Here is a 24,348-nt window from a genome sequence, read left to right as displayed (position 1 = left end):
TTGGCCGCGAGGGTGATCCGCACCCGCACCGTACGCGCCCCCGGGAGTCCGCATGCACCGCTTCGACGTCGAGACGCTGGCGGCCGGCCGGTGGCGCAACGGCGGGGGCGCCACCCGGGAGATCGTCTCGTGGCCGGTGGGCGCCGAGGAGTTCCGGTGGCGCGCGAGCGTCGCCGACATCGACCGGGACGGGCCGTTCTCGGCGTTTCCCGGGATCGACCGGACGCTGACCCTCCTGGCGGGCGACGGCGTGCGGCTGACGGCCCCCGGGACGTTCGACCGGACGGCGCGCGCGGAGGAGCCCCTCGCGTTCTCCGGTGACCTGGAGCTGACCGCCGAGCTGCGGGGCGGCGCGTGCCGGGTCCTCAACATCATGGTGCGGCGCGGCCGCGCGGTGGCCCGGGTGGGCCGGGTCGCCGGGCCCGTCGTGCCGGCCGCCGGCCGTGCCGGGGTGTTCCACGTGCTGCGCGGCCGGTGGAGCACGGGCGCCGGGGAAAGCCCGCTGGTCGCGGGCCAGGGCGTGTGGTGGGACGGGAACGACGGGGCGCCGGGCCGAGCGGTCGTGCCGCTCTCGCCCGACGCCGCCGCCCTGTGGGCGGACGTCGTGCCGGTGGGATGAGGACGGGTCAGCCGACGGGCGCCGTCGACCGGTCGCCGCCGGCGAGGGCGGCCGGGTGCACGGTCTCGGCGGGCGGGTCGGCGGTGCGCCGCACCCACAGCCAGTACAGCGCCGCGGTGACGGCCAGGCCGACGATCCACGAGATGTCGGCGCCGTCGAGCCTCTTGGTGATCGCGCCGGTGTACAGCTTCGTGGCCAGGAACGGCACCTGCACGGCGACGCCCACGACGTAGCAGGTCAGCGCGGTGACGTTCCAGCGTCCGTAGCGGCCGTCCGGGTCGTACAGGGCGGGGATGTCCACGCGCTCGCGGGACACCAGGTAGTAGTCGACCAGGTTGATCGCGCTCCACGGGGTGAACACCATCAGGATCAGCAGCACGAAGTTCTTGAAGTTGTTCAGGAAGTCGGCGCTGGCGGCCAGCGCGATGCCGATCGACACGGCGGTGAAGCCGACGATGGAGACGGCGCGGGCCGTGGCCGAGATCCGCGAGCGGCCGTCGAAGGCGGTGACGGTCGTCAGGATCGACATGAAGCCGCCGTACGCGTTGAGACAGTTGACGGTCAGCTTGCCGACCACGATCACCAGGTGGACGAGGAGGGCGAGGGCCGCCGGCCCGGCCAGGTCGCCGAGGAAGCCCACCTGGTCGGTGAGGAAGGCCTCGCCCGCGACGGCCGCGGTGAGCGCCCCGAGGGTCATGGCCCACTGGGAGCCGATCACGGAACCGGCGAACGTGGACCAGAACGTCGCGCGCGTGCCGGTGTCGCGCGGCAGATAACGCGAGTAGTCGGCGACGTACGGGCCGAAGGTCAGCTGCCAGCCGGCGCCGAGCCCGACGGCGAGCAGGAAGGTCGCCGCCTCGAAGCCCTTGGCCCCGACGTGCGCGCCGACGTCGTACTGGGTGAACACCCGCACCAGCAGATAGCCGAGGCCGAGCACGCCGGCGACGGTGGCGACCCGGCCGGCGGCGTGGATGAGCCGGTAGCCGGTGACGGCGACCACGGCGGTCAGCACGCCGAAGACGAGGATGCCGATCCGCGTGTCGTCGACGTGCAGCAGCTCGGACAGGGCCTGGCCGGCCAGGACGCTGCCGGTGGCGGCGAAGCCGAGGTACATGAGGATCACGAGGACCAGGGGCAGGACCGCGCCGTGGACGCCGAACTGCGCGCGGCTGGAGATCATCTGCGGAACGCCGAGGCGCGGGCCCTGCGCGGAGTGCAGCGCCATGACGATGCCGCCGAGCACGTTGCCGATCAGCAGCGCCGGTATCGCCCACAGCGCGTCGGCGCCGAAGACGACGGACAGGGCGCCGTCGACGATCGCGGTGATCTGCATGTTGGCGCCGAACCACAGCGTGAACTGGCTGCGCGGCGTGCCGTGCCGCTCGGCGTCGGGGATGACCTCGATGGTGCGCCTCTCCATCGCGAGTCGTTCCCCGGGGGTGTGTTGGACCGGCATGTTGGAGACCTCTCCCGGCAGCGATTCCTGTGGATCCGGACGAACCGCAGGGGTCGACCCGCACTGCGGTGCGCCGAATCTCGCATAGAGGCCAACAGGGATCAATACTCTGAATGAACAATTTCAGCAGCTGGGACGCGGCCCGGCCCCCCGGCGGTGCCGACGCGGTCGGACCGTCCGCCGCGGCCGCCGCGCCCGGCCCGGGTCAGGGCGACGTCCGGGACCGCTGGGAGGCGATCAGGTCCCGGTACCACGCGAAGCTCGTCCGGGGCGTGCGACGTCCGGTGGCGAAGTCCACCTCGACCAGACCGAAGCGCTGGTGGTAGCCCTCGGCCCACTCGAAGTTGTCGAGCAGCGACCAGGCGAAGTAGCCGCGCACGTCCACCCCCCGGGCCACGGCGTCCGCGACGGCGCCGATGTGCCCGGCGAGGTAGTCGACCCGCTCCCGGTCGTCCGTGCCGGCCGGGAGCGAGCAGCCGTTCTCGGTGATCCACACCGGCGGAAGGGCGTCGCCGTAGCGGTCCTCCAGGCCGGTGAGCAGCTCCGTGAGCCCGTCGGGGACGACCGGCCACCCGAACGCGGTGCGGGGATGCGCCTCCTGGGGCTCGGCCAGGTCGAAGGGCAGGCCCGCCGCCGGATCGGCCGGGGCGGTCACCCAGGTCGGGTTGTAGTAGTTGACGCCCAGACCGTCGAGCGGCGCGGCGATGGCGGCGAGGTCGCCGTCGCGCACCACTCCTCCCCAGCTCGGGTCGGCCATGCCGTAGGCCGAGAGGTCCGGGTGACGTCCCAGGAGGACCGGGTCGTTGAAGAGGCGGTTGTGCAGGACGTCGTACGCCGAGGCCGCCGCCGTGTCCGCGTCCGACCGGGCGTCCGTGCGCAGCCGTACGGGCGTGCAGTTGTTGGCGATCAGCACCTGGGCGTCCGGGACGGCGGCCCGCAGCGCCGCGGTCGCGAGGCCGTGGCCGAGCAGCTGGTGGTGCGCGACGGGCAGGGCGCCGAGCAGCAGGGCGCGGCCCGGGGCATGGACGCCGAAACCGTAGCCGAAGGACATGTGCACGAAGGGCTCGTTCAGGGTGATCCACCGCTTCACCCGGTCGCCGAGCCGGTCCGCCGTCACCGCCGCGTACTCGGCGAACCGGTGCGCGGTCTCCCGGTTCAGCCACCCGCCCCCGTCCTCCAGGGCCTGCGGCAGGTCCCAGTGGAAGAGGGTGGGGGTGGGCTCGATCCCGGCGTCGAGCAGCGCGTCGACCAACCGGTCGTAGAAGTCGAGGCCGCGCGGCTCGACCTCGCCCGCGCCGGTCGGCAGGACGCGCGGCCAGGAGACGGAGAAACGGTACGCGCCGAGCCCGAGCCGGCGCATCAGCGCCACGTCCTCGCCGAACCGGTGGTAGTGGTCGCAGGCGACGTCCCCGGTGTGGCCGTCGCGGACGGCCCCGGGCCGCCGCACGAAGGTGTCCCAGACGGACGGCCCCTTGCCGTCCTCGTCGGCCGCGCCCTCGATCTGGTACGCGGCGGTGGAGGCGCCCCAGACGAAGCCGGCCGGGAGCCGGGGGAGTCGGGTGGGGTCGGTGGGGCTGGTTGTCACGGGCACCTGCCTTCGCTGCCGGCTCGCCGTCCGGGGTGGGCCGCACCGTAACATGAACGCACGTTCACGTTCTATGGGTGGGCGGGGCAGGACGGGACGGACGCGAGGTGGGGCGGATCCACCCGGGCCCGGCTGTCGGCGCCTTCCGCCCCCGGCCGGCGGCGGGTTCACCCCTCCTCGGCCGTCAGCCGGCCGCGCAGGTCCTCCCAGTAGCGGTGCAGCATCCGCTTCAGCTCGTCCACGGTCTCCAGGTCCGGCTCGCCTTCGCCCTTGAACACCTCGTGCAGCACGGCGTTGGCGGCCCACACCGCCATCCGTGCCGCCCGTCGTGCCCGCTCGCCGCCGGGGCCGCCGGTCAGGTGCTCCACGATGCGGCGCAGTCCCTCGGCGACGAGCGCGTTGCTCGCCTCGTCGGCCCGGGCGAGCTCGGGGCTGAGGTGCCGGCCGGCCCACAGCGCCATGCCGCCCGGCTGTGACCGGAACAGCTCGGCGTAGACGTCGACCACCGTGCCCACCGGGTCGGTCAGTTCGCCCGCCACGGCCCGCTCGACGAGCTCGTCGACGGCCGTCCCGAAGGCCTCCAGGTACCGTCGGCCGAGCGCGTCCACCACCGCGCCCTTGTCGGGATGGAACTGGTAGATGCTGCCGACCGGCACGCCCGCCTCCTCGGCGATCCGCCGCATCGTCAGCGCCTCGTACCCCTCCCGGGACAGGATCCGGTCGGCCGCGTCGAGGACGGCCTCGGCCCGGGCCCGGCTGCGCGCCTGCTGCGGCTGCCTGCGCACGCGCGGCCGCGCCTCCGGCTCCGTCGCTTCCGTCACCACACGCTCCCGGTCCTCCGGCTGTTCCAGCGCCGGGAAGCGTACTCTCTATCGCCAATCCGCGTTGTTCCTAGAATGGTCCCGTGGAGGACATCGACGCGATCGCGGTGCTGCAGGATCCCGTACGCCGCCGCCTGTACGAGTACGTGGCGGCGCAGGGCCGCGAGGTCGGCCGCAACGAGGCCGCCGAGGCGACCGGGGTGGCGCGGACCCTCGCCGCGCACCATCTGGACAAGCTGACCGGGGCCGGGCTGCTGGAGAGCGGCAGCCGCCGCCTGTCGGGACGGTCGGGGCCGGGGGCCGGTCGCCCCGCCAAGGTGTACACGCGGGCGCGGGGCGAGCGGTCGGTGTCGTTGCCCGCCCGCGACTACCGCACCGCCGCCGAGCTGCTCGCCGAGGCCGCCGAGCAGGCCGGGCTCGACGCCGGTCTCTGCGCGGCGGCCCGCCGCCGGGGCGAGGCGCTGCGCGGCCCGGCGGGCCCCTGCGGGGATCTCGAAGAGGCCGTGGAGGTGCTGGCGGCGCGCGGTTACGAGCCGTACCGGGAAGGTGTCGAGGGGGAGGCCGCGGACGTCGTCCGGATGCGCAACTGCCCCTTCCACGCCGTCGCCGAGAGCTTTCCGCCCCTCGTCTGCGGCATGAACCTCGCGCTCCTCGAAGGGCTGCTCGGTGCGGAGGGTCCCGTCCGCGCCCGGATGGACGCCCGGCCGGGGGAGTGCTGCGTGGTGGTCGAAGCTTCTAAAAACAACGCTGATTGACATAGAAAAGCGGTGCGTGCTGGGATGGGGCCATGACCACGGCCCGGCACTCCGCCCACCTCGCCCAGCTCAACGTCTCCCGGCTCCTCCACCCCCTCGACGACCCGCGCGTGGCGCCGTTCGTCGACATGCTCGACCCGGTCAACGCCGCCGCCGACGCGGCCCCCGGCTTCGTGTGGCGGCTCGTGGGCGAGGGGGAGGCCGACGCCACCGGCCTGCGCCCGCTGGGCGACGACGTCATCGTCAACCTGTCGGTCTGGGAGAGCCGGGAGGCCCTGTGGGACTTCGCCTACCGCAGCGGACACCTGGAGGTCGTGCGCAGGCGCCGTGACTGGTTCCACCGGCACGTCGAGGCGCACCTGGTGCTCTGGTGGGTCCCCGCGGGGCACGTCCCGACCGTCGACGAGGCCGTCGAACGACTGGCGGACCTGCGGGCGCACGGCCCGTCCCCGCGCGCCTTCACCTTCGCCTCCTCCTACACCGCCGCCGAGGCCGAGGCCGAGGCCGTCGACGAGGCCGCCGGGCGTCTGCCGGACGCGGACCCGGCGGCGGTCTGAGGCGGCCGTCAGCCGAAGTCGGGGACGGGGCGGGCCGGGGCCGGAACGGCCGCGATCCGCTGGGCGATCGCGTGGGCCGAGTGGCCGTCCGCGGCGTTCGGGCCGTTCGTGGTCGAGACCGCGATGGCCGGCCGCCTGGACGGCAGGTACGCCTGGGACGCCGAGCAGCCGAAGAACAACGGGTGCTGGGACACCCGGCCGTTCAGCACGAGCGGCCCCAGGCCGTAGGGGGTGGCCTCGGTCTGCGCGGGGCGGACCGTCGCCGGGTTCAGCGGCTCCCGGTAGCCGCCGACGCCACGGCGCTCCGACGCCCGGCGCCGGAGACGGACGGCGGCGGAACGGGGCAGGACGCTCACCCCCGACGGCGCCGGACCTCGTCACGCGTCCCGCCAGACCTGCTCCGTCAGCTCGTGCGTCAGCTTCATCAGCCGCTCGCGCGCCCCGGGGTCGTACGCCTGCTCGTGGGCCCGCACATCGGTGAACCGGTCGAAGTAACGGCCGGTGACCGTGGCCAGGTCCGGGTCCAGGAGCAGCCGTACGGTGGGGCGGACGCCCTCCTCCGTGGTGGTGACGGGCGTGAGGCCGTAGGAGCGGACGCCGGGCGTGTCCATCAGGTGGGCGGGGTGGAGGGCGTTCACCGTGACGCCGGTGTCCTCCAGCTCGGCGGCCAGCTCGAAGGTCGCCATGATCATGGCCAACTTGCTCCGGCAGTAGGCGCGCAGGCCCTCGTAGTCCCGCTCCAGCATCACGTCGTCGAAGTCGACGGCCTCCTGACCGATGGAGGCGACGTTGACGACCCGCGCCGGAGCCGAGGCGGTGAGCAGGGGCAGCAGGGCGCGGGTGAGCGCGTACGGCGCCAGGTGGTTCACCGCGAAGCGGAGTTCATGGCCCTGGCCGCTCAGCTCCCGGGCGAGCGGCCGCGAACCGCCGCCCGCCACCGCGTTGTGGACCAGCCCGTCGAGGCGCGGCTCCGCCGCCCGGATCCGGGCGGCCGTCATCCGCACCTGGTCCAGGTCGGAGAGGTCGGCGAGATAGGTCCGGACCGTGGTGCCCGGCCCCGCGGCCCGGGCCTCGGCGGCCACGGCCCCAAGGCGCGAGGCGTTCCTGCCGTGCAGGAGGAGGGTGCCGCCGCGGGGCGCCAGGTCGAGCGCGAGCGCGCGTCCCATTCCCGTGGTGACGCCGGTGATCAGGGTGGTGTGCCGGTTCATGCGACGACGGTGGCAGCGCCCGGCGGCGCGAGGGAGTGCGTACCGCACCTGGTGTCGACACCACCAGGCAGACCACGGTCGCGGCGGCCGTTTCAGTGCGGCGCGCCTGGGCAGTGGCCGTGGACAACGACGAAGTGCCGAGGGAGCGAGCCCGATGTCGACAGGAACGATTCTGGCCATCGTCATACCCGTCGTGGTGGTGATCGTGCTGATCGTGCTGGCCGTCGCCCTGGACCGCCGCCGCCGTCGCCGACTGCGCGAGCGCTTCGGGCCCGAGTACGACCGCGCCGTCGAGGACGCCGGGAGCAGGCGGGCCGCCGAGCGCGAACTCGGGGAGCGGGAGAAGCGCCACGAGGACCTGGACATCAAGCCGTTGTCGAGCGGGGCGCGGGAGCGCTACGCCCAGCAGTGGAGCAGTGTGCAGGAGCAGTTCGTGGACCGTCCCGACGGCGCGGTGCACGACGCGGACACGCTGGTGACCTCGCTCATGCACGAGCGGGGCTATCCCACGGAGGGCTTCGAGCAGCAGATGAGGGACCTCTCCGTGGAACACGGCCGCACCCTGGAGCACTATCAGGCAGCGCACGAGATCAACACCCTGAGCTCCTCGCGACAGGCCACGACCGAGCAGTTGAGGGGCGCGATGGTCCACTACCGGGCGCTGTTCGACGAACTTCTCTCGAACGGCGACGCACCCGGACAGGGCCGGAGCTGACCAGGAGGACGCGCCATGCGACGCGAGTACGACACACCGGAGGGAGCCGGTGGCGCCGGCACCCCGCCCATGTACCCCGGGGAGAGCGCCGACATCCCGGCCGGTAGGAACACCGAGAACACCGAGAACACCGAGAACGCCGAGAACGCCGGGAACGACGCACCGGCCGGCACGAACGCCGAGGACGCCGCGTGGGAGGACGCCGTCGTCGGCGCGCGTGAGGACGCCGACGCCGACGGCGGCATGCGCGAGGACGCCGGCGCCGGTACGGGCGAGGACACCGGTACGGGCATGCGTGAGGACACCGGTACGGGCATGCGTGAGGACACCGACGACCGCGCGCGTGAGGCCGAACCGCGTGACAAGGGAACCGGCACCGGCACCGGCACCGGCGCCGGGCCCGGCGCCGGGGAAGAGCTGCCGCGCCTCCTGGACGCCGAGGCCGACGAGACGTTCCGTACGCGCTGGCACGAGATCCAGAGCCGGTTCGTCGACGACCCCCGCGGAGCCGTGCACGAGGCCGACGAGCTGGTCACCGAGGTGATCCGAAAGCTCGCCGACACCTTCGCCGACCGCAAGAGGGACCTGGAAGGGCAGTGGAGCGAGGGCCAGGACGTCGACACGGAGGCCCTGCGCACGGCCCTGCGCCAGTACCGCTCGTTCTTCAACCGGCTCCTCAGCACCTGACGCGGAAGAACGCCCGGCCGGCCCGTGGGCCGGCCGGGCGCGCCGTGCTCAGCGCAGGTCGAACCGGTCGAGGTTCATCACCTTGTCCCACGCGGCCACGAAGTCGCGCGCGAACTTCTCGCCCGCGTCCGCGGACGCGTACACCTCCGAGAGGGCCCGCAGCTGGGAGTGCGCGCCGAAGACGAGGTCGACGGGGGTGGCGGTCCACCGCGCCTCGCCCGTGGCGCGGTCGCGGCCCTCGAAGACGTTCTCCTCGGACGAGGAGGCCTTCCACTCCGTGCCCATGTCCAGGAGTCCGACGAAGAAGTCGTTGGTCAGCGTCTCCGGCCGGTCGGTGAAGACCCCGTGGGACGACTGCCCGAACCCGGTGCCGAGCACCCGCATGCCGCCGACGAGCACCGTCATCTCGGGGGCGGTCAGCGTCAGCATGTTGGCGCGGTCGAGCAGCAGGGTCTCCGGCGACAGCTTCTCTCCCGCCCGGAGGTAGTTGCGGAAGCCGTCCGCCCGGGGTTCGAGGACCGCGAACGACTCCACGTCGGTCTGCTCCTGCGAGGCGTCCGTGCGCCCCGGCGCGAACGGGACCGTGAGGTCGTACCCGGCGTTCTTCGCCGCCCGCTCCACGGCCGCGCAGCCGCCGAGCACGATGAGGTCCGCGAGCGAGATCCTCGCCCCGTCCGAGCCCGTGAAGTCCTCGCGGATCCCGTCGAGGGCCTCGATCGTCCGGGCCACCTCGGGCAGGTCGTTGACCTCCCAGTCCTTCTGCGGCGCGAGCCGGATCCGTGCCCCGTTGGCGCCGCCGCGCTTGTCGGTGCCCCGGAAGCTCGCGGCCGACGCCCAGGCGGTGGTGACCAGCTGGGAGACGGAGAGCCCGGAGTCGAGGATCCTGGACTTGAGGGCGGCGACGTCCGCCTCCCCGACCAGCGGGTGGTCGACCGCGGGAACCGGGTCCTGCCAGATCTGCGGCTCGGGGATCCACGGGCCGAGGTAGCGCGAGAGCGGGCCCATGTCGCGGTGCAGCAGCTTGTACCAGGCCTTGGCGAACGCGTCCGCGAGCTCGTCGGGGTTCTCGTGGAAGCGCTTCGCGATCGGCGCGTAGACCGGGTCCGTCCGCAGTGCGAGGTCCGTCGTGAGCATCATCGGGGCGTGCCGCTTCGACGGATCGTGCGCGTCGGGCACGGTGTCCTTCGCCGACGCGTCCTTGGGCGTCCACTGCTTTGCGCCGGCGGGGCTCGTCGTCAGCTCCCACTCGTACCGGAAGAGGTTCTCCAGATAGCCGTTGTCCCACGTCGTCGGCTCGTTCGTCCATGCGCCTTCGAGCCCGCTGGTGAGCGCGTCGGAGCCCTTGCCGCTGCCGTACGAGTTCCGCCAGCCGAGGGCCTGCTGTTCGAGGGGGGCGGCCTCGGGCTCCGGGCCGATGTACTCGGGGTCGACCGCGCCGTGGCACTTGCCGAACGTGTGGCCGCCGATGATGAGCGCGGCGGTCTCCTCGTCGTTCATCGCCATGCGCCCGAACGTCTCCCGGATGTCCCGGGCGGCGGCGATCGGGTCCGGGTTGCCGTTGGGGCCCTCCGGGTTGACGTAGATCAGGCCCATCTGCACGGCGCCGAAGGGGCCGGTGAGCTCCCGGTCGCCGCTGTAGCGCTCGTCCCCGAGCCAGGTGTCCTCGGGGCCCCAGAAGATCTCCTCGGGCTCCCAGACGTCCGGGCGCCCGAAGCCGAACCCGAAGGTCCTGAACCCCATGGACTCCATGGCGCAGTTGCCGGCGAAGACCAGCAGGTCGGCCCAGGAGATCTTCCGCCCGTACTTCTGCTTGACCGGCCAGAGGAGCCGGCGCGCCTTGTCGAGGCTCGCGTTGTCCGGCCAGCTGTTGAGCGGGGCGAAGCGCTGGGCGCCCTGGCCGCCGCCGCCCCGGCCGTCCGCGATGCGGTACGTCCCCGCGGCGTGCCAGCTCATCCGGATGAAGAGCGGCCCGTAGTGGCCGTAGTCGGCGGGCCACCAGTCCTGGGAGTCCGTCATCACCGCGGTGACGTCCCGCTTCAGGGCGTCGACGTCGAGCTCCGCGAACTCCTTCGCGTAGTCGAAGTCCGGGCCCATCGGATCGGACAGGGGCGAATGCTGGTGGAGGACCTGGAGGTCCAGCTGGTTCGGCCACCAGTCCATGTTGGTCTTGGGCCGGGTCTCGGTGGGGGTGGGCGCGGGGATCGCCGGGTTCTCGCTCTCGCTGCCGGGCACGTGGGTCCTTCTTCCGCTCATCGTGACGGTTTCGGCGTCCGTCATGGTCGCGTACGGCGGACCGCGCGGGGGTGATAACACGCAGGACCCGGCCAACCGACAGAAATCATCGGAAAGAAGGAATTCACGACCGGGAGCCGGAGGCCTGCGGGCGGGAGTCGACGGGCGGAGGCCCGCGGGGGCCTACCGGGCGACCAGCGCCCGGGCGGCCCCGGCGATGTGGGTACGGGAGATGCGGCACGCGTCGAGGAGCTCCTCGGTGCTGCCGGAGCCGGGCAGCACCGTGACGGCGAGATGGGCGAAGGCGAACGGCGGCGGGACGGACCGGTCGGCGCCCGTGGCGAGGGCCGACAGGACGGCCTCGCCGAGCCCGCCCTCGGGATGGTGGTCCTCGACGACGACGAGCGCCCCGGTCTCCCGGGCCGCGCGGACGAGGGTGTCCACGTCGACGGGCTTGACGGAGTACAGGTCGACGACCCGGGCCCGTACGCCCTCGGCGGCCAGGTCCTCGGCGGCGGCCAGGCACTCGTGCAGGGTGACGCCGGCGCCGACGAGCGTGACCCGGTCGTCCGCGCTCTCGCGCAGGGTCTTCGAGCCGCCCACGGGGAACGTCTCGTCGCCGTCGTAGAGGACGGGGTAGGCCCCGCGGGTGGTGCGCAGGTAGGAGATCCCGTCCAGGTCGGCCATGGTCGTGGTCAGGGCGGCAGCGGAGGTGGCGTCGCAGGGGTAGAGCACGGTGGAGCCGAGGACGGCGCGCATCATGGCGAGGTCCTCCAGGCCCATCTGCGAAGGGCCGTCCGCGCCGATCTCGATCCCGCAGTGCGTCCCGCACAGGGCCATCGTGATCCGGGAGACGGCGGCCATCCGGATGAAGTCGTGCGCGCGGGTGAGGAAGGCGGCGAAGGTCGTGGCGTACGGGCGGAAGCCGCGCACGGCCATGCCGACGGCGTCGGCGATCATCTGCTGCTCGGCGATGTACGTCTGGAAGTACCGCTCCGGGTGGGCCTTCCCGAAGTCCTCGGCATGGGTCGAGTTGCCGACCTCGGCGTCCAGGGCGACGACCTCGGGGCGGGCACCGAGGGCGACCAGGGCGGCGCCGAAGGCGACCCGGGTGGCGACCTCGTCGCCGACCTCGTAGCGGGGCGGCTCCACCGGACCGGCGCGCCGGCCGTCGGGACGGGCGGGGCCGGGGTGCGCGGGCGGGCGCGGGCCGCGCACCCGCAGGTCGCGGGCGCCGCCGAGCTCGGCGACGGCACGTGCGGCCAGGTCCTCGGGCAGCGCCTTGCCGTGCCAGCCGGCCTTGTCGGCCACCTCCGTCACGCCACGGCCCTTGACGGTCCTGGCGACGACGACGGTGGGGGCCCGTCCGTCGGCGGCCGTGGTCAGGGCCCGGTCGACCGCCTCGAGGTCGTGGCCGTCGACCACGAGCGCCCGGCAGCCGAAGGCCTCGACGCGGCGGGCGTACGTGTCGGTGTCCCACTCCAGCTCGGTGGGCCCGCTCTGGCCGAGGCGGTTCACGTCGAGCAGGACGGTGAGGTTGGCCAGCCGGTGGTGGCCCGCCTTGTCGAGGGCCTCCCACACGGAGCCCTCGGCCGTCTCGCTGTCACCGCACAGCACCCACACCCGGGAGGACCGCCGCTCCAGGTCCCGGATCGCGAGCGCGATCCCCACCGCGTAGCCGATGCCCTGGCCGAGGGAGCCGGTGGCCACGTCCACCCAGGGCAGCTCGGGCGTGGGATGGCCCTGGAGGCGGTGGCCGAAGCGGCGGTACGTCGTCATCAGCTCGTCGTCGCCGATCGCCCCGGCGGCCTTGAACATCGCGTACAGCAGGGGCGACGCGTGCCCCTTGGAGAGGACCAGGTGGTCGCCGTCCGGATGGTCGGGCGCCGACCAGTCGTAGCGGAGGTGGCGTGCCATCAGGACCGCCATCAGATCGGCCGCCGACAGACTGGAGGTGGGGTGGCCGGAGCCCACGGCCGTGCTGGCGCGCACCGAGTCCACCCGTAGCTGCTGGGCGAGTTCGAAGACCTGGGAGAGGTCGCTGTCGGGGCCGAGCGTGGTGGGGGTGGTGGGTGGTGCGGTCATGACCGGGTCCTTTCCGTCCGTGCCGGGCCTCGCGGCGCCTCCGCCCGCCCGCCGGGCGGGCCGGCGGGCGCGGACGCCGCCGGTGCCCGAAGCGGAAGTGGTGACGGCGGGGGCGCTGTCCCCGGTCGTCGCGGCACGCTCCTCCGCCGCCCCGCCCTTCTTCGGCCCGCGTCTACCCGCACGGTCCGGCACTCACGCGTACCGGCACGCGCACGGAGGGAACCCAGGCGTACGGGACCGGGCACCGGGTAGTCGGTCGGGGGGAGGAGGGCGGGAGCGGCGCCCCGTCCACCCCGTCGGGCCCGATCCGAGGGAAGGGAGCACGGTCGTGAACACCGGCAGCGCGCCGCGCACGCGTCCCGTTCCCGTCGTCACCGTCCGCGCGGACGCCCCGGAAGAGGCGGACTCCGCGGGCCTGACCCCCTGACGCCCGTCCCGTATCGCGGAGGTCGGTTCCCCATGAACGCGTCGATGTCCCTCGTCCACATCCCCGGCGGCCCTCTCCTGCTCCCCGCCGACGAAGTGACCCTCCTCCTGCGACACCTCGCGTCCCACTGGATGGACTCGGCCGACGCCGACGACTCGGACCTCGAACCGGAGACGGTCGAGGCGCTGGTCGGCGCCCTGACGGAGGTCGCCGACAGGATCGACGCCGAGTGCATCGGTCTCATGCCGCTCAGCGACGAGGGAGAGGGCGGGAGCGACGGAGGCAGCCCACCGCCGCTGTGAACCCGTGACGGAAGGAAGGAGATCGGGACGAGCGGGCAGCGGAGCCCGGGCGCGGACGAACCGCTTCCCCGGGACCCCGAGGGCCGGCAGGCCACGGAGGAGGACGCCCTGACCGTCCCCGTCACCGACGCCGACCGGGGGGAGACCCCGCCGGACGCCGACGAGGCCGGCCCGGGCCCCCGGGGCCGGCCGCGCCACGGCACCGTCCACCCCGGGCACCCCGCCCCGGGCGAGCCGGCCGACCGACGGGGAGCGGTGGGCGCCGGGGCCGTCCCCCACACCCCGTGGCGGGCCCGTCGAGGTCCTCGCCGTCCGGGCCGCCGCCCGCGAGCGGTCGCGGTCGGGGACGCGCGGGTAGAATCCGGAACGGATCGACCCACAGACTCCGGACGCCCGCGCCCAGGCGGGACGGAGGTCCCCTTGACCGGTTCCGCAGACTCCACGGGATCCCTTTCCACCGCCCGTGCCGACCGCGGCTTCCCCGCACTCGCCGCCGAGAACCGCTGGCTGCGCGACCAGCTCGCCCGGCGCCACCTGCTCGACCTCGCCGCCGGCGTGCTCTCCGCCCAGCTGCGGCTGCCCCCCTCCGAGGCGACCGCATACCTCTCCGCGCTGGCGCAGGCGACCGGCCTGTCCGCGGAGGACCTCGCCGCCGACATCGTGAACGCGGCCGCCGGCGACGGCGTGCACGCCCGCACCGTCCCACCCGGGAGCCTCGGCCCCGAGCGCGGGGGCGGGACCGCCGAGCGCCCCGCCGAGGCGCGCCGGGCCCGCCGCACGGCCGCCGCCGCGGAGGCCGCCGACACGGTCGGCGAGGCGGCACGGACCCTTCTGGAGGAGGGCCTCGCCCCCCTCGGCGCGGACAGCCTCTGGCTGTGGCAGGGCGTCGACCACGGCTGTCTGCGGCTCGTCGGCTCCGCGGGCGTGGGAGCCGCCGAGGCCGCCGCCTGGCAGTGGATCCCGCCCGCCGCCCCCGAGCCGTTCCGCGCCGTCCTCGCCGAGAACGCCCCCGCCTGGCTGGAGGACGGGCCGCCGGCCGGCGAACCCCTGCCCGGGCCCGGCGCCCGCACCGCCCGCGCCCTGCTCCCGCTGCGCCGGCGCGACAGGACCGTCGGCCTCGCCCTCGTCGGCTGGCCGGGCCCGACGCGACTCGACGCGACGGCCCGCCGGGCCCTCACCGGGCTCATGGACGTGGCGGCCACCGTGCTCGACACCACCGGCTCGCCGCCGACCGCCGTCCCCGTCCTCGTCGACGTGCTCGACTCCCTCGCCCAACCGGCGATGCTGCTCGCCGTGCCCGGTGCGTCGGGGGAGCCGACCGTGGAGCACCTCAACGACGAAGGGGCCGGCGTCCTCGGCGGCACCTCCTCGGGGAGCGACGCCGCCCTGGCGCGCGCCTTCCCCCTCGTCCACGCCGACCTGGCGCGCATGGTGCGGCGCGCCGTCGGCACCGCGCGCACCCAGCGGGCCGCCCGCCTGCCGGTGTCCGCCGCGCCCGGGGACCCGCCGCCTATCCTCGACGTGCGGGTGCTGCCGGCCGGCGGGCGGCACGCCGTGGTGCTGTGGAACACCGTGGGCGCGACCGGGCTCGCCGTGACCCGGGCGGTCGCCCGGCTGCAGAGCGTGGCGCTCTTCCAGGACAGCCTGACCGGCGGCGGGACGGTGTGGTCGCCGGAGGCGTACGGCATCTTCGGCATGGCGCGGGACGAGCCGCCGGTGCCGCTCGCGGACCTGCGCGACCGGGTGCGCCCGGACGACCGGGAGGCCCTCGCCGACCTGGTGACGGCCGTGACCGAACGGCAGACGGGCGAGCAGACGGTCCTGCGGGTCGTGCTCCCCGACGGGGCCGTGCGCCACGTGCGCGTGGCGGCCGAGCCGCTGATCGCGGAGGGGACCGTCACCGGCCTCGCCGGGGTGTACCAGGACGTCTCGGACAGCCGCAGGACCGAGGCCGCGCTCACCGCGACCTTCGACCACCTCACCGCGCTGCACGACCAGGCGGAGCTGCGCCATCAGCTGGCGCTCCAGCTCCAGCAGGCGATCGTGCCCGAGGTGCCCGGGCTCCAGGAGATGCCCGGGGACCTGGTGGTGGCCGCCCGGTACCGGCCGGCGGCGGAGGAGTACCGGGTCGGCGGCGACTGGTACGACGTGCTCGCGCTGCCCAGCGGAAAGATCCTCGTGGCCGTCGGGGACATCGCGGGGCACGGCATCGACGCCGTCACGGGCATGGTGGCGCTCCGCAACGCCCAGCGGGCCCTCGCCTTCACCGGCCACTCGCCCCGACGGTTGATGGGATGGCTCAACGAGGTGACCCTGCGCACGAGCGGCGTCACGGCGACCGCCGTCTGCGCCCTGTACGACCCCGAGGACCGCGGTCTGCTCTGGACGAGCGCCGGACACCTGCCGATGGTGCTGCTCAGGGACGGCGGGGCACGGCTGCTCGAACCGCCCCGGGACCTGCTGCTCGGCGCGGTGCCCTCGTACGCCTACCGCGAGCAGCGGGTCGGGCTGCGCCCCGGGGACACCCTGCTGCTGTACACCGACGGGCTGATCGAGCGCCGTCACGCCGGCCTCGACGAGGGCGTGGCACGGCTCGCCGGCGAAGCGGGGCGGCTCGCGGGCCACGCTCCGGACACGCTCGTCGACGCCCTGCTGGCCACGGCGGCCGGTGACACCGACGACGACACCAGCATCGTCGCCGTACGGGTCCGGGGCAGGTCGCCGGCCCGTTGACCCCGCCGCCCGGCCGCTCCCCGGGGGACGCGCCGTCGCTCAGCCGACGAGCCAGGTGCGGATCTTGCCGGTCAGTTCCTCCTCGTCGACCGGCTTCGACACGTAGTCGTCGGCGCCCGCCGCGAGGGCCTGGGCGCGGTCGCCCGGCATCGCCTTCGCGGTGACCGCGATGACGGGGAGGCCCGTGTGGTCCGGCAGCCGTCTGATGGCCTTGATGGCCGAGTAGCCGTCCATCCCGGCCATCATGACGTCCATCAGCACGAGCGCGACCTCGTCGTGCGCGGCGAGCACGTCGAGGCCGGCACGGCCGCCGTCGGCCGTGAGGACGCGGAGCCCGCGCCTTTCGAGGACTTCGGTGAGGGCGTACACGTTGCGCGCGTCGTCGTCCACCACGAGCACGGTCCGGCCCGCCAGCCCGTCCGGGGAGCCGACACCGGCCGGCCGGACGGCGAACGGGGGGCCGGGGGCGGCCAGCGCCCGCGCGGTGGAGGCCGCGCCGGCCGCAGCGAGCTCCGCGGTCCTGGGCACCGGCAGGTAGAACGTGAAGGTGCTGCCGTGGCCCGCGACGCTCTGCGCCTTGATGGCCCCGCCGAGGAGACCGGCCACCTCCCGGCTGATCGACAGCCCGAGGCCGGTGCCCCCGTGGCGCCGGGCGGCCGTGCCGTCGCCCTGCTGGAAGGCCTCGAAGACGTGCTGGAGCTGTTCCGGGGGGATCCCGATGCCGGTGTCGGCGACCCGGAAGGCGAGGAACCGCCCGGGCCCGGCCAGGGCGGGCGCCGTCTCGGCGGGGGACGCGTGCTCGACGGTGAGCGACACCCGGCCCTTGTCGGTGAACTTCAGCGCGTTCGAGAGCAGGTTGCGCAGGATCTGGCGGATGCGCGCCTCGTCGCTGTTCAGCGCCTCGGGCAGATCGTCGGCCAGGGTGACGGCGAAGTCGAGGTGCCGCTCGTCGGCGACCGGGCCGAACGTCGCCTCCAGGTACTCGACCAGCTGGCGCAGGGGGAACGGCTCGTACCGGATGTCCATCTTGCCGGCCTCGACCTTCGACAGGTCGAGGATGTCGTTGATCAGCTGGAGGAGGTCGGAGCCGGCGGAGTGGATGACCTCGGCGTAGTCGACCTGCTTCTCCGTCAGGTTCCCCTCGGTGTTCTGGGCGAGCAGCCGCGCGAGGATGAGCAGGCTGTTGAGCGGGGTGCGCAGCTCGTGGCTCATGTTGGCGAGGAACTCGGACTTGTACATGGAGGTGCGGGACAGCTGCTGGGCCCGGGCCTCCAGCTCCTGGCGCGCCTGCTCGATGACCAGGTTCTTCGACTCGATGTCCTTGTTGCGCTCGGCCAGCAGCGCGGCCTTCTCCTTCAGCTCGGCGTTGGAACGCTGGAGTTCCTGCTGACCGGTCTGCAACTCCTTGGAACGGGAGCGCAGTTCGTCGGCCAGCTTGCGGTACTGGCCGAGGAGTTCGTCGGTGCGGAGGTTGGCGACCAGGGAGCTGAGGACGGCTCCCGCGCTGACCACGAACCGGTCGAGGAACTCCCGTCGCAGGGGCGAGAAGGGGGACAGCGCGGCGAACTCGACGGCGCCGAGCACCTGTTCCTCGACCACGATGGGCAGGACGATCAGCATCCCCGGGTCGCCGGAGCCCACTCCCGAGGCGATGGGGGCGTATCCGGCGGGCACGTGCTCGACCACGAGGGCGCGCCGGTCGTGGGCGGACTGTCCGACGAGGGACTGGCCGATCCGGAAGCGGCGCGGCGGGGCGTCCGGGTCGTCGGGGGAGCCGTAGGAGGCGGTCATGACGAGCTCGGTGCCCTTCTCGCCGTCCGTGGCGAGGAAGAAGGCCCCGTACTGGGCGCCGATCAGCGGCGGGACCTCGGCCATGATCAGCTCGGCGATCTCGGGCAGGTTCCGGGTGCCCTGCAGCAGGCCCGTGATCCGGGCGAGGGTGGTCTGGAGCCAGTCCTGCTCCTCGTTGGCGCGGGTGGTGGCGCGCAGCGACTCGACCATCGAGTTGATGTTGTCGCGCAGGTCCCCGACCTCGCCGGGGGCGTCGACGGTGATCGAGCGGGTCAGGTCGCCCTCGGCGACGGCGCTGGTGACCTCGGCGATGGCGCGGACCTGTCGGGTCAGGTTCCCGGCGAGCTCGTTGACGTTCTCGGTCAGCCGCTTCCAGGTGCCGGAGACGCCCTCCACCTCGGCCTGGCCGCCGAGCTTGCCCTCCGTGCCGACCTCGCGGGCGACCCGGGTGACCTCGGCGGCGAACGAGGACAGCTGGTCGACCATCGTGTTGATGGTGGTCTTGAGTTCGAGGATCTCGCCCCGTGCGGAGACGTCGATCCGGCTGGTCAGGTCCCCCTGGGCGACGGCCGTGGTGACCTGGGCGATGTTCCGCACCTGGTTGGTGAGGTTGTCGGCCATCGAGTTGACGTTGTCGGTGAGGTCCTTCCAGGTGCCGGAGACGCCGTGCACGGTGGCCTGGCCGCCGAGTTTGCCCTCCGTGCCGACCTCGCGGGCGACCCGGGTGACCTGCTCGGCGAACGAGGACAGCCGGTCGACCATCGTGTTGATGGTCTCCTTCAGCTCCAGGATCTCGCCGCGCGCGTCCACCCGGATCTTCCGCGTGAGGTCCCCGCCGGCGACGGCCGTGGCGACCTGGGCGATGGAGCGCACCTGGGAGGTCAGGTTGTCGGCCATCGTGTTGACGCCGGAGGTGAGCTCGCGCCACACCCCGCGCGAGCGGGGTTCGCGGATCCGGCCGCCGAGCAGCCCCTGGGCGCCGACCTCGTCGGCGACCCGGGTGACCTCGGAGGTGACCAGCGAGAGGTGGCCGACCATGTCGTTGTAGACGCCGGCGATCTCGCCGAGGATGCCGCCGGCGGCGTCGGGGAGCCGGACGGACAGGTCCCCCTCCCGCACGGCGGTGAGCCCGGCGAGCAGCTGCCCGAGGCCGTCCTGGCCTAGTTCCGTCCGCGGCACCGCCGCGTCCGGGGTGGAACCGCGCTCTGTCATGAACGACCTCGCACAGGGAGAGCGGCGCGGGCCCGGGCACGGGGTGCACGGGGGTCCCGCATCACCTCCACTTTAGGCCGGGTCGGGCTCGTCGGGCCGGGCCGTCACCTCCACCTCGAACCAGACGGCCTTGCCGTGGGCCCGGGGGACGCAGCCCCAGGCCGCCGCCAGCCGTTCCAGGAGGTAGAGCCCGTGCCCGGAGGGGAGGGTCGGGCGGTGCCGCCCGTGGGGCCGGGGCCGTACCGGGCTCGTGTCGCTGACCTGGACCCACAGTCGGCCGTCGGCGCCGTCGAGCCGCAGCTCGTACGGGACGCCGCCGTGGGTGAAGGCGTTGGTGACGACCTCGGAGACCAGCAGCAGGGCGTCCTCGACGGCGACCCGTCCCGGTGCCCCGGCGGGCCCGAACCATTCGCTCAGGGCCCGCTGGGCGAGGTCGCGGCACTCCCGTACCACCCCGTCGCCCTCCGCCAGCTCGTAGCGGCGGGTGCGAGCGGTCGCCTGCCGGATGCGTGGGCCGGTCATGAGGGGCTGCTGCCCCGGGGCGGCCCGCCGAACCGTGCGGCGCGGAATCTTCCCCGCGTCAGGTTCCGGCGCCGGTGTCCGCGAGGGCGGCGTCGACGTCGTCGTACACCCGGAAGACGTTCAGCGCCCCGGTGATCTCGAAGATGCGGCGCACCGGCGACCGCAGCCCGGCCAGGTCCACCCGTCCACCCTCCGTGAGCAGCCGCAACCGCGTCCGCAGGAGCACGTTCAGACCGGTCGAGTCGCAGAACCGCAGCCCCGAGCAGTCGACGACGACGCGCACGGCTCCCGTGCTCTCCCCCAGCGCCTTCCGGAGGGGTTTCACGGTGTCGTGGTCGAGTTCGCCGTCGAGTGTCAGGAGGACGGTCCGGGGACGTCCGCCGCGTCGGCTCACCACCAGGAGACGGTCCTCCCGCGAGACCCTCGCCTCTCCCGCTCGGCCCACAGCCTCCATGGGGCTCACCCGTCTCCTCGCGCACGAATCCGGCCGTCTCCGACGCCGGACGCCTCCGGTGCCGGGTCGCTCCATGGTCGGAGGCTTCTACCCCACTCCTGCCCCTTTTCACCCGTTTATGACATCTCGGGCGTATTCGTTACGCCATGGGGTCTACGTCACGGTTCCCGGGGTAGCAGCCGGGAGGCAGGAGGGAGCCGAGGATGGACACCAACGGGCAGGGCCGCCGCGTGGTCGTCGGGATCGACGGATCTCCCGCCTCCTACGAGGCGCTCCGGTGGGCGGTGCGCCACGCCCGGCTGATCGGGGCCACCGTGGACGCGGTGGCGGCGCACGAGCTGCCCGGGGCCGCGGGCTGGTCGGCCCCGCCGGTGGACACCGGCTTCGACGGCGCCCAGGCGGAGCGGACGCTCGCCGACGAGATCCAGACCGTCCTCGTCGGAGCCGACGACGTGCGGCTGCGCGAGCACGTGGTGCGCGGCGACCCGGCCGAGGTCCTGACGAGGGCGGCGTCGGGCGCGGAACTCCTCGTGGTGGGCAGCAGGGGCCGCGGCGGGTTCGCCGGCCTGCTCCTGGGCTCCGTCAGCCAGCAGTGCGCCCTGCACGCGCCCTGCTCCGTCGTCATCGTCCGCCCGGACACCACCGAGAGGACGTGAGGACCTCATGGCACCCTTCGAGCTGATGCGCGTGAGCCTGGCCCAGGAGGAGCGGGGAACGGCCGTCCTGCCCCTGGACGGGGGCGGTGACCCCGTCGAGCTCCCGGAGGGCGGGACGATCAGCGTCGCCCTCGCCTTCCGCGTGGGCGAGGCGGTCGACGGACTGGTCTTCGAGGAGACCCGCAGATACGCCGGGAGGGTGATCGGCACCACCAGGACCGTGCTCGGCGGATACCGGGCGGGCGGGCCGTACGAGGTCCACCTGCCGGCCGAGCGGCTGCCCGTCGGCCGGGCGAACTGCGGTGTCTACGAGGTCACGGGCCGCTTCACCGACTCCGCCGGGCGGGTGCTCGGCCGGGAGCACCACCGCTTCCGCCTCGTCCACCAGCAGGCCCGGCCGGAGCGCGCCGCGCCCCCGCCGCACACGCCCGCGGCCCGGTAGGAGGCGGCTCGTGCGTCGTGACGGGTGGCCGGGGCCCGGTCCTGTCCGAGTCGGCTGAAGCGGCGTTCGACCGCGTCGCGGCGCCGGTGGGGCGGCCGGTCGAGGTGGCGGCGGGGCTCGCCGTGGCGGAGGCGCCCGTCGGTCCGGTCCGGGACCGTCACCGCGATGCCGCGCCCGCACGGACGGGCGCGGACGGGCAGGGATCTCGCGGGCCGGGCGACCCTCGTCCGTCCCCGTGTGCCCGGCCGCGTGCCGACGGGCCCGCACCGCGGCCGGATCCGCGCACGTGGCGTTCCGGTCGCCCTGACGGACACCGCCTAGGCGCGACCGGCTCCGTCGTCGTCTCCCTGATCGGGCGGCGGCCCCTTCTCGAACCGGGTCGCGGCGCGGCGCAGGCGACGGGCGGCTTCCCCGACCTCCTTGCGGATCCTGGTGGCGACCTCGTCCATCGACTCCTCGGGCGGTACCTGGGAGCGGTCGGGTCCCTCGTCCTCGTGATGCTGCTTCGCCACGTGACGGCGGCTGCCCCGGATCCCGTCGGCCATTCTTCGGCCGGCCGGCCGATTCGATTCGGTCCGCGCGACGGCCGGACGGTCAGCGGTCCGCGCCGTCCGCCTCGGCGTCGTCCTGGAGGAGACCGTCCCTGAGCTCACCGAGGATGCGCGTGAGCAGGCGCGAGACGTGCATCTGGGAGAGGCCGATCCGTTGGCCTATCTCCGCCTGGGTGAGCTCCTCGCCGAAGCGGAGCTCCAGGATGCGGCGGTCGCGGCCGTCGAGCCGGGCGAGCAGCGGCCGCAGCGCGGTCAGCGACTCGATCAGCTCGTACGAGGGCTCCGAGCTGGCCAGGTGACGGGCGCCCGCGCCGGGCGCGGCGTCCTCGTCGCCGGCGGGGAGGTCCAGGGACCGGGCCGCGTAGCCGTGGGCCGCGAGTTGGCCCTCGGAGACCTCGTCCTCCGTGAGGTGCAGCTGTGCGGCCAGCTCCGCCCGGGTGGGGCGGCGCCCGAGGCCCTGTTCCAGGGCGTCGGCCGCCTTCGCGAGGTCGATCCGCAGCTCCTGGAGTCGGCGGGGGACCCGTACGGCCCAGCTGGTGTCCCGGAAGAATCGTTTCATCTCGCCCACGATGGTGGGGAGCGCGAAGGCGGAGAAGTCGACGGCGCGGTCGGGGTCGAAGCGGTCGATGGCCTTGATCAGGCCGATCGTGCCGACCTGGACGATGTCCTCGACGGGCTCGGCGCGGTTCCGGAACCTCCGGGCGGCGAACTTGACGAGGCTGAGGTTGAGCTCGACCAGGGTGTTGCGGACGTAGGCGTACTCCGGCGTCCCCTCCTCCAGGGCCCGGAGCCGGGAGAACAGCGCGACGGACAGGACCCGGGCGTCGTCGGTGGAGACGGCGGTCGGGCAGGCGGGCTCGGGAAGTCCGTCGAGCGCCGTCCGGCGGGTGGCGGCCCCCGTGGTGGCGGGGCCGGGGCCGGCGGTGGCGAGCATGGTGTCGGAGCGTTCTCCGGCGGTGGACATGAGTGCTCCTTCGACGGGGGGCGATGGGCCTGCGTCGTGACGGGAAGATCAACGGCGTGGTCCGTCGGTCGAGCGTCCTGAGGAAATGATGCCCCGCTTGGGGGGATTTGACACGAATTGTCTGGGAATCCGCAGAGACACGACGCGTCCACGCCGACGCGCAGGGATCGGGAGGAGGTGTCCGCGATGGACGATGCCCGGCTCTCCGCGCACGAGCGGCGCGTTCTGGCGGAGATCGAGGAGCAGCTGAGTCAGGACGCGTCGCTCGCGCGCCGCCTGCGCACGATGCGACGGACCCCGCACCTGCCCGTGCCCTCGGTCGTCCGTGCCCGCGGGCGCCTTCCCTCCTTCGGCGTCGTGGCGCTCGGCGTCATGACCCTCGCCCTGCTCGTCCTCGCGGTCGACACCGAGGCGCCGGGACTCATCTGGGCGTTCGCCTCCGTATGGGTGCTCACCCTGGTCACGGCGCTGCTCCTGGCCGTCCGCTGGGCGAAGCGCCGGACCGCGGAATCGCGGACGGACGAGTGAGGCGCCGGGTCCCGGCCCGGAGATCGCACCGCCCCCGAGATCACGCCACGGCCGCCCCGGAGGATCCTCCGGGGCGGCCGTGGCGTGATCTCGGGATCGCGGGTCCGCTCACCAGCGGTACCAGCGCCCGCCGCCGCTCCTCATCAGGAAGCCGAGCACCCACACCACGAGCAGGGCGATGGCGATCCACCAGAGCACGTCGAGGGCGAATCCCGCGCCGAACAGCACCAGAATCACGAGGAGAACGAGAAGAAGGGGAACCATGGCTGCACCTCCGCCGCCTGCGGGGCCCGGCCGGTAGGTCTCGGCACGGGAACTCGTCAACAGCGCGGTTTCCCCCATCCTCGGAGAATATGCGGGCCGATATGTGAGGTTTGAGGCAGTCGGTGTGGGTGAGGCGCAGAGACGGCGGGGGACAGTCGCACCCGAGAGGAAACACATCGTGTCGTCCGACGGAAAGCTCGACGGAAAGAACGTCCTCGTCCTCACGACGAACTACGGGACGGAACAGGACGAGCTGCAGAAGCCCGTGGCCGTCCTGCGGGAGAACGGTGCCCGTGTCACCGTCGCCGCCCAGAAGGACGAATCCGTCCGGACCCTCGTCTCCGACCAGGAGCCCGGCGCCGTCGTCCAGCCGGACACGACCCTGGCGGAGGCGACGGCGGACGGGTTCGACGCCGTGGTCGTGCCCGGCGGCACCGTCAACGCCGACCAGCTGCGGACCGACGACGAGGCGCGACGTCTCGTCTCCGCCTTCGCCGAGGCCGGCAAACCCGTGGCCGCGATCTGTCACGGGCCCTGGCTCCTCGTGGACAGCGGCCTGGTCCGGGACCGCGAACTGACCTCGTACCCGTCCCTCCGCCCCGACCTGGAGAACGCCGGCGGTCACTGGGTGGACCGGGAGGTCGTGGTCGACACCTCGGCGGGCCACACCCTGATCACCTCCCGTCGGCCGGACGACCTCGACGCCTTCGCCGCGGCGATCGTCGAGGCCCTCGACAGCGCCGGGAAGGCGGCATGACGGCCCGGTGACGTGACAGACCCAG

Annotated in this window: 24 protein-coding genes; 11 read left to right on the top strand and 13 right to left on the bottom strand. The window is 73.8% G+C overall.

Annotation, left to right across the window (positions count from 1 at the left end; translation table 11 throughout):
- Positions 1-52: 52 nt before the first annotated feature.
- Positions 53-619, top strand: a complete 567-nt coding sequence (locus ACZ66Z_RS01280) for a HutD/Ves family protein (RefSeq protein WP_469931885.1) — start codon at positions 53-55, stop codon at positions 617-619.
- 7 nt (positions 620-626) lie between these two features.
- Here ACZ66Z_RS01280 and ACZ66Z_RS01275 read toward each other — a convergent pair whose 3' ends face one another.
- The 3 genes from ACZ66Z_RS01275 to ACZ66Z_RS01265 all read right to left on the bottom strand — a co-directional run bounded on the left by ACZ66Z_RS01275 (position 627) and on the right by ACZ66Z_RS01265 (position 4,481).
- Complete coding sequence (locus ACZ66Z_RS01275; protein WP_469931884.1) at positions 627-2,075, bottom strand: purine-cytosine permease family protein; 1,449 nt, start codon at positions 2,073-2,075, stop codon at positions 627-629.
- A gap of 205 nt (positions 2,076-2,280) precedes the next feature.
- Positions 2,281-3,666, bottom strand: a complete 1,386-nt coding sequence (locus tag ACZ66Z_RS01270) for a GH1 family beta-glucosidase (protein WP_469931883.1) — start codon at positions 3,664-3,666, stop codon at positions 2,281-2,283.
- A gap of 161 nt (positions 3,667-3,827) precedes the next feature.
- Positions 3,828-4,481 (bottom strand): TetR/AcrR family transcriptional regulator, encoded by a 654-nt coding sequence (locus tag ACZ66Z_RS01265; protein WP_469931882.1) that lies wholly within the window; start codon positions 4,479-4,481, stop codon positions 3,828-3,830.
- A gap of 83 nt (positions 4,482-4,564) precedes the next feature.
- Between ACZ66Z_RS01265 and ACZ66Z_RS01260 the strand changes: the two genes are divergently transcribed.
- A complete protein-coding gene (locus ACZ66Z_RS01260; RefSeq protein WP_469931881.1) occupies positions 4,565-5,236 on the top strand; it encodes a helix-turn-helix transcriptional regulator in 672 nt (223 codons plus the stop codon).
- Positions 5,237-5,268: 32 nt separating this feature from the next.
- Positions 5,269-5,793, top strand: a complete 525-nt coding sequence (locus ACZ66Z_RS01255) for a DUF3291 domain-containing protein (RefSeq protein WP_469931880.1) — start codon at positions 5,269-5,271, stop codon at positions 5,791-5,793.
- An 8-nt stretch (positions 5,794-5,801) separates the two neighbouring features.
- On the opposite strand, the gene ACZ66Z_RS01250 is transcribed toward ACZ66Z_RS01255, so the two are convergent.
- Both ACZ66Z_RS01250 and ACZ66Z_RS01245 read right to left on the bottom strand, forming a co-directional pair.
- Positions 5,802-6,149: a hypothetical protein gene (locus ACZ66Z_RS01250; protein WP_469931879.1), complete on the bottom strand. Its 348-nt coding sequence runs from the start codon at positions 6,147-6,149 to the stop codon at positions 5,802-5,804.
- A gap of 21 nt (positions 6,150-6,170) precedes the next feature.
- Positions 6,171-7,001: an SDR family NAD(P)-dependent oxidoreductase gene (locus ACZ66Z_RS01245; RefSeq protein WP_469931878.1), complete on the bottom strand. Its 831-nt coding sequence runs from the start codon at positions 6,999-7,001 to the stop codon at positions 6,171-6,173.
- 154 nt (positions 7,002-7,155) lie between these two features.
- On the opposite strand from ACZ66Z_RS01245, the gene ACZ66Z_RS01240 reads away from it, so the two are divergent.
- Both ACZ66Z_RS01240 and ACZ66Z_RS01235 read left to right on the top strand, forming a co-directional pair.
- On the top strand, positions 7,156-7,716 hold the full coding sequence (locus tag ACZ66Z_RS01240) for a hypothetical protein (RefSeq protein WP_469931877.1): 561 nt from the start codon (positions 7,156-7,158) through the stop codon (positions 7,714-7,716).
- 15 nt (positions 7,717-7,731) lie between these two features.
- Positions 7,732-8,403 carry a hypothetical protein gene (locus tag ACZ66Z_RS01235; protein ID WP_469931876.1) on the top strand — a complete coding sequence of 224 codons (672 nt, stop codon included), beginning with the start codon at positions 7,732-7,734 and terminating at the stop codon, positions 8,401-8,403.
- A 48-nt stretch (positions 8,404-8,451) separates the two neighbouring features.
- Here the strand turns inward: ACZ66Z_RS01235 and katG are convergent, their stop codons facing one another.
- Together katG and ACZ66Z_RS01225 are read right to left on the bottom strand one after the other, a co-directional pair.
- The gene (gene katG, locus ACZ66Z_RS01230; protein ID WP_469931875.1) at positions 8,452-10,635 is read right to left on the bottom strand and encodes a catalase/peroxidase HPI; all 2,184 of its coding nucleotides are present in this window, start codon (positions 10,633-10,635) and stop codon (positions 8,452-8,454) included.
- A 183-nt stretch (positions 10,636-10,818) separates the two neighbouring features.
- On the bottom strand, positions 10,819-12,720 hold the full coding sequence (locus ACZ66Z_RS01225) for a transketolase (RefSeq protein ID WP_469931874.1): 1,902 nt from the start codon (positions 12,718-12,720) through the stop codon (positions 10,819-10,821).
- A 459-nt stretch (positions 12,721-13,179) separates the two neighbouring features.
- Here ACZ66Z_RS01225 and ACZ66Z_RS01220 point away from each other — a divergent pair, with 459 nt between their 5' ends.
- A complete protein-coding gene (locus tag ACZ66Z_RS01220) occupies positions 13,180-13,449 on the top strand; it encodes a DUF6213 family protein (protein WP_469931873.1) in 270 nt (89 codons plus the stop codon).
- Between the two features lie 420 nt (positions 13,450-13,869).
- Positions 13,870-16,182, top strand: a complete 2,313-nt coding sequence (locus ACZ66Z_RS01215) for a SpoIIE family protein phosphatase (RefSeq protein ID WP_469931872.1) — start codon at positions 13,870-13,872, stop codon at positions 16,180-16,182.
- Between the two features lie 39 nt (positions 16,183-16,221).
- Here the strand turns inward: ACZ66Z_RS01215 and ACZ66Z_RS01210 are convergent, their stop codons facing one another.
- The 3 genes from ACZ66Z_RS01210 to ACZ66Z_RS01200 all read right to left on the bottom strand — a co-directional run bounded on the left by ACZ66Z_RS01210 (position 16,222) and on the right by ACZ66Z_RS01200 (position 20,104).
- Positions 16,222-19,185 (bottom strand): HAMP domain-containing protein, encoded by a 2,964-nt coding sequence (locus tag ACZ66Z_RS01210; RefSeq protein WP_469931871.1) that lies wholly within the window; start codon positions 19,183-19,185, stop codon positions 16,222-16,224.
- Between the two features lie 72 nt (positions 19,186-19,257).
- Positions 19,258-19,707, bottom strand: coding sequence for an ATP-binding protein (locus ACZ66Z_RS01205; protein ID WP_469931870.1), 450 nt, complete (start codon positions 19,705-19,707; stop codon positions 19,258-19,260).
- Positions 19,708-19,765: 58 nt separating this feature from the next.
- Entirely contained in the window at positions 19,766-20,104 is a 339-nt protein-coding gene (locus ACZ66Z_RS01200; protein WP_469931869.1) for an STAS domain-containing protein, read from the bottom strand.
- 260 nt (positions 20,105-20,364) lie between these two features.
- On the opposite strand from ACZ66Z_RS01200, the gene ACZ66Z_RS01195 reads away from it, so the two are divergent.
- Together ACZ66Z_RS01195 and ACZ66Z_RS01190 are read left to right on the top strand one after the other, a co-directional pair.
- Complete coding sequence (locus tag ACZ66Z_RS01195) at positions 20,365-20,817, top strand: universal stress protein (RefSeq protein WP_469931868.1); 453 nt, start codon at positions 20,365-20,367, stop codon at positions 20,815-20,817.
- Between the two features lie 7 nt (positions 20,818-20,824).
- Complete coding sequence (locus tag ACZ66Z_RS01190; protein ID WP_469931867.1) at positions 20,825-21,259, top strand: rho GDP-dissociation inhibitor; 435 nt, start codon at positions 20,825-20,827, stop codon at positions 21,257-21,259.
- 317 nt (positions 21,260-21,576) lie between these two features.
- Here ACZ66Z_RS01190 and ACZ66Z_RS01185 read toward each other — a convergent pair whose 3' ends face one another.
- The gene (locus ACZ66Z_RS01185; protein ID WP_469931866.1) at positions 21,577-21,771 is read right to left on the bottom strand and encodes a hypothetical protein; all 195 of its coding nucleotides are present in this window, start codon (positions 21,769-21,771) and stop codon (positions 21,577-21,579) included.
- Positions 21,772-21,853: 82 nt separating this feature from the next.
- Positions 21,854-22,774, bottom strand: a complete 921-nt coding sequence (locus ACZ66Z_RS01180; protein ID WP_469931865.1) for a SigB/SigF/SigG family RNA polymerase sigma factor — start codon at positions 22,772-22,774, stop codon at positions 21,854-21,856.
- Positions 22,775-22,960: 186 nt separating this feature from the next.
- On the opposite strand from ACZ66Z_RS01180, the gene ACZ66Z_RS01175 reads away from it, so the two are divergent.
- A complete protein-coding gene (locus tag ACZ66Z_RS01175; RefSeq protein ID WP_469931864.1) occupies positions 22,961-23,302 on the top strand; it encodes a DUF3040 domain-containing protein in 342 nt (113 codons plus the stop codon).
- 108 nt (positions 23,303-23,410) lie between these two features.
- Here the strand turns inward: ACZ66Z_RS01175 and ACZ66Z_RS01170 are convergent, their stop codons facing one another.
- On the bottom strand, positions 23,411-23,566 hold the full coding sequence (locus ACZ66Z_RS01170) for a hypothetical protein (RefSeq protein ID WP_030690448.1): 156 nt from the start codon (positions 23,564-23,566) through the stop codon (positions 23,411-23,413).
- 178 nt (positions 23,567-23,744) lie between these two features.
- On the opposite strand from ACZ66Z_RS01170, the gene ACZ66Z_RS01165 reads away from it, so the two are divergent.
- Positions 23,745-24,323, top strand: a complete 579-nt coding sequence (locus ACZ66Z_RS01165; protein WP_469931863.1) for a type 1 glutamine amidotransferase domain-containing protein — start codon at positions 23,745-23,747, stop codon at positions 24,321-24,323.
- Positions 24,324-24,348: the final 25 nt, after the last annotated feature.

It is taken from the genome of Streptomyces sp. NPDC107498 (assembly GCF_055582805.1).
The sequence above is the reverse complement of the archived record's forward strand: the minus strand, read 5'-3'. Positions and strand labels throughout refer to the sequence as shown.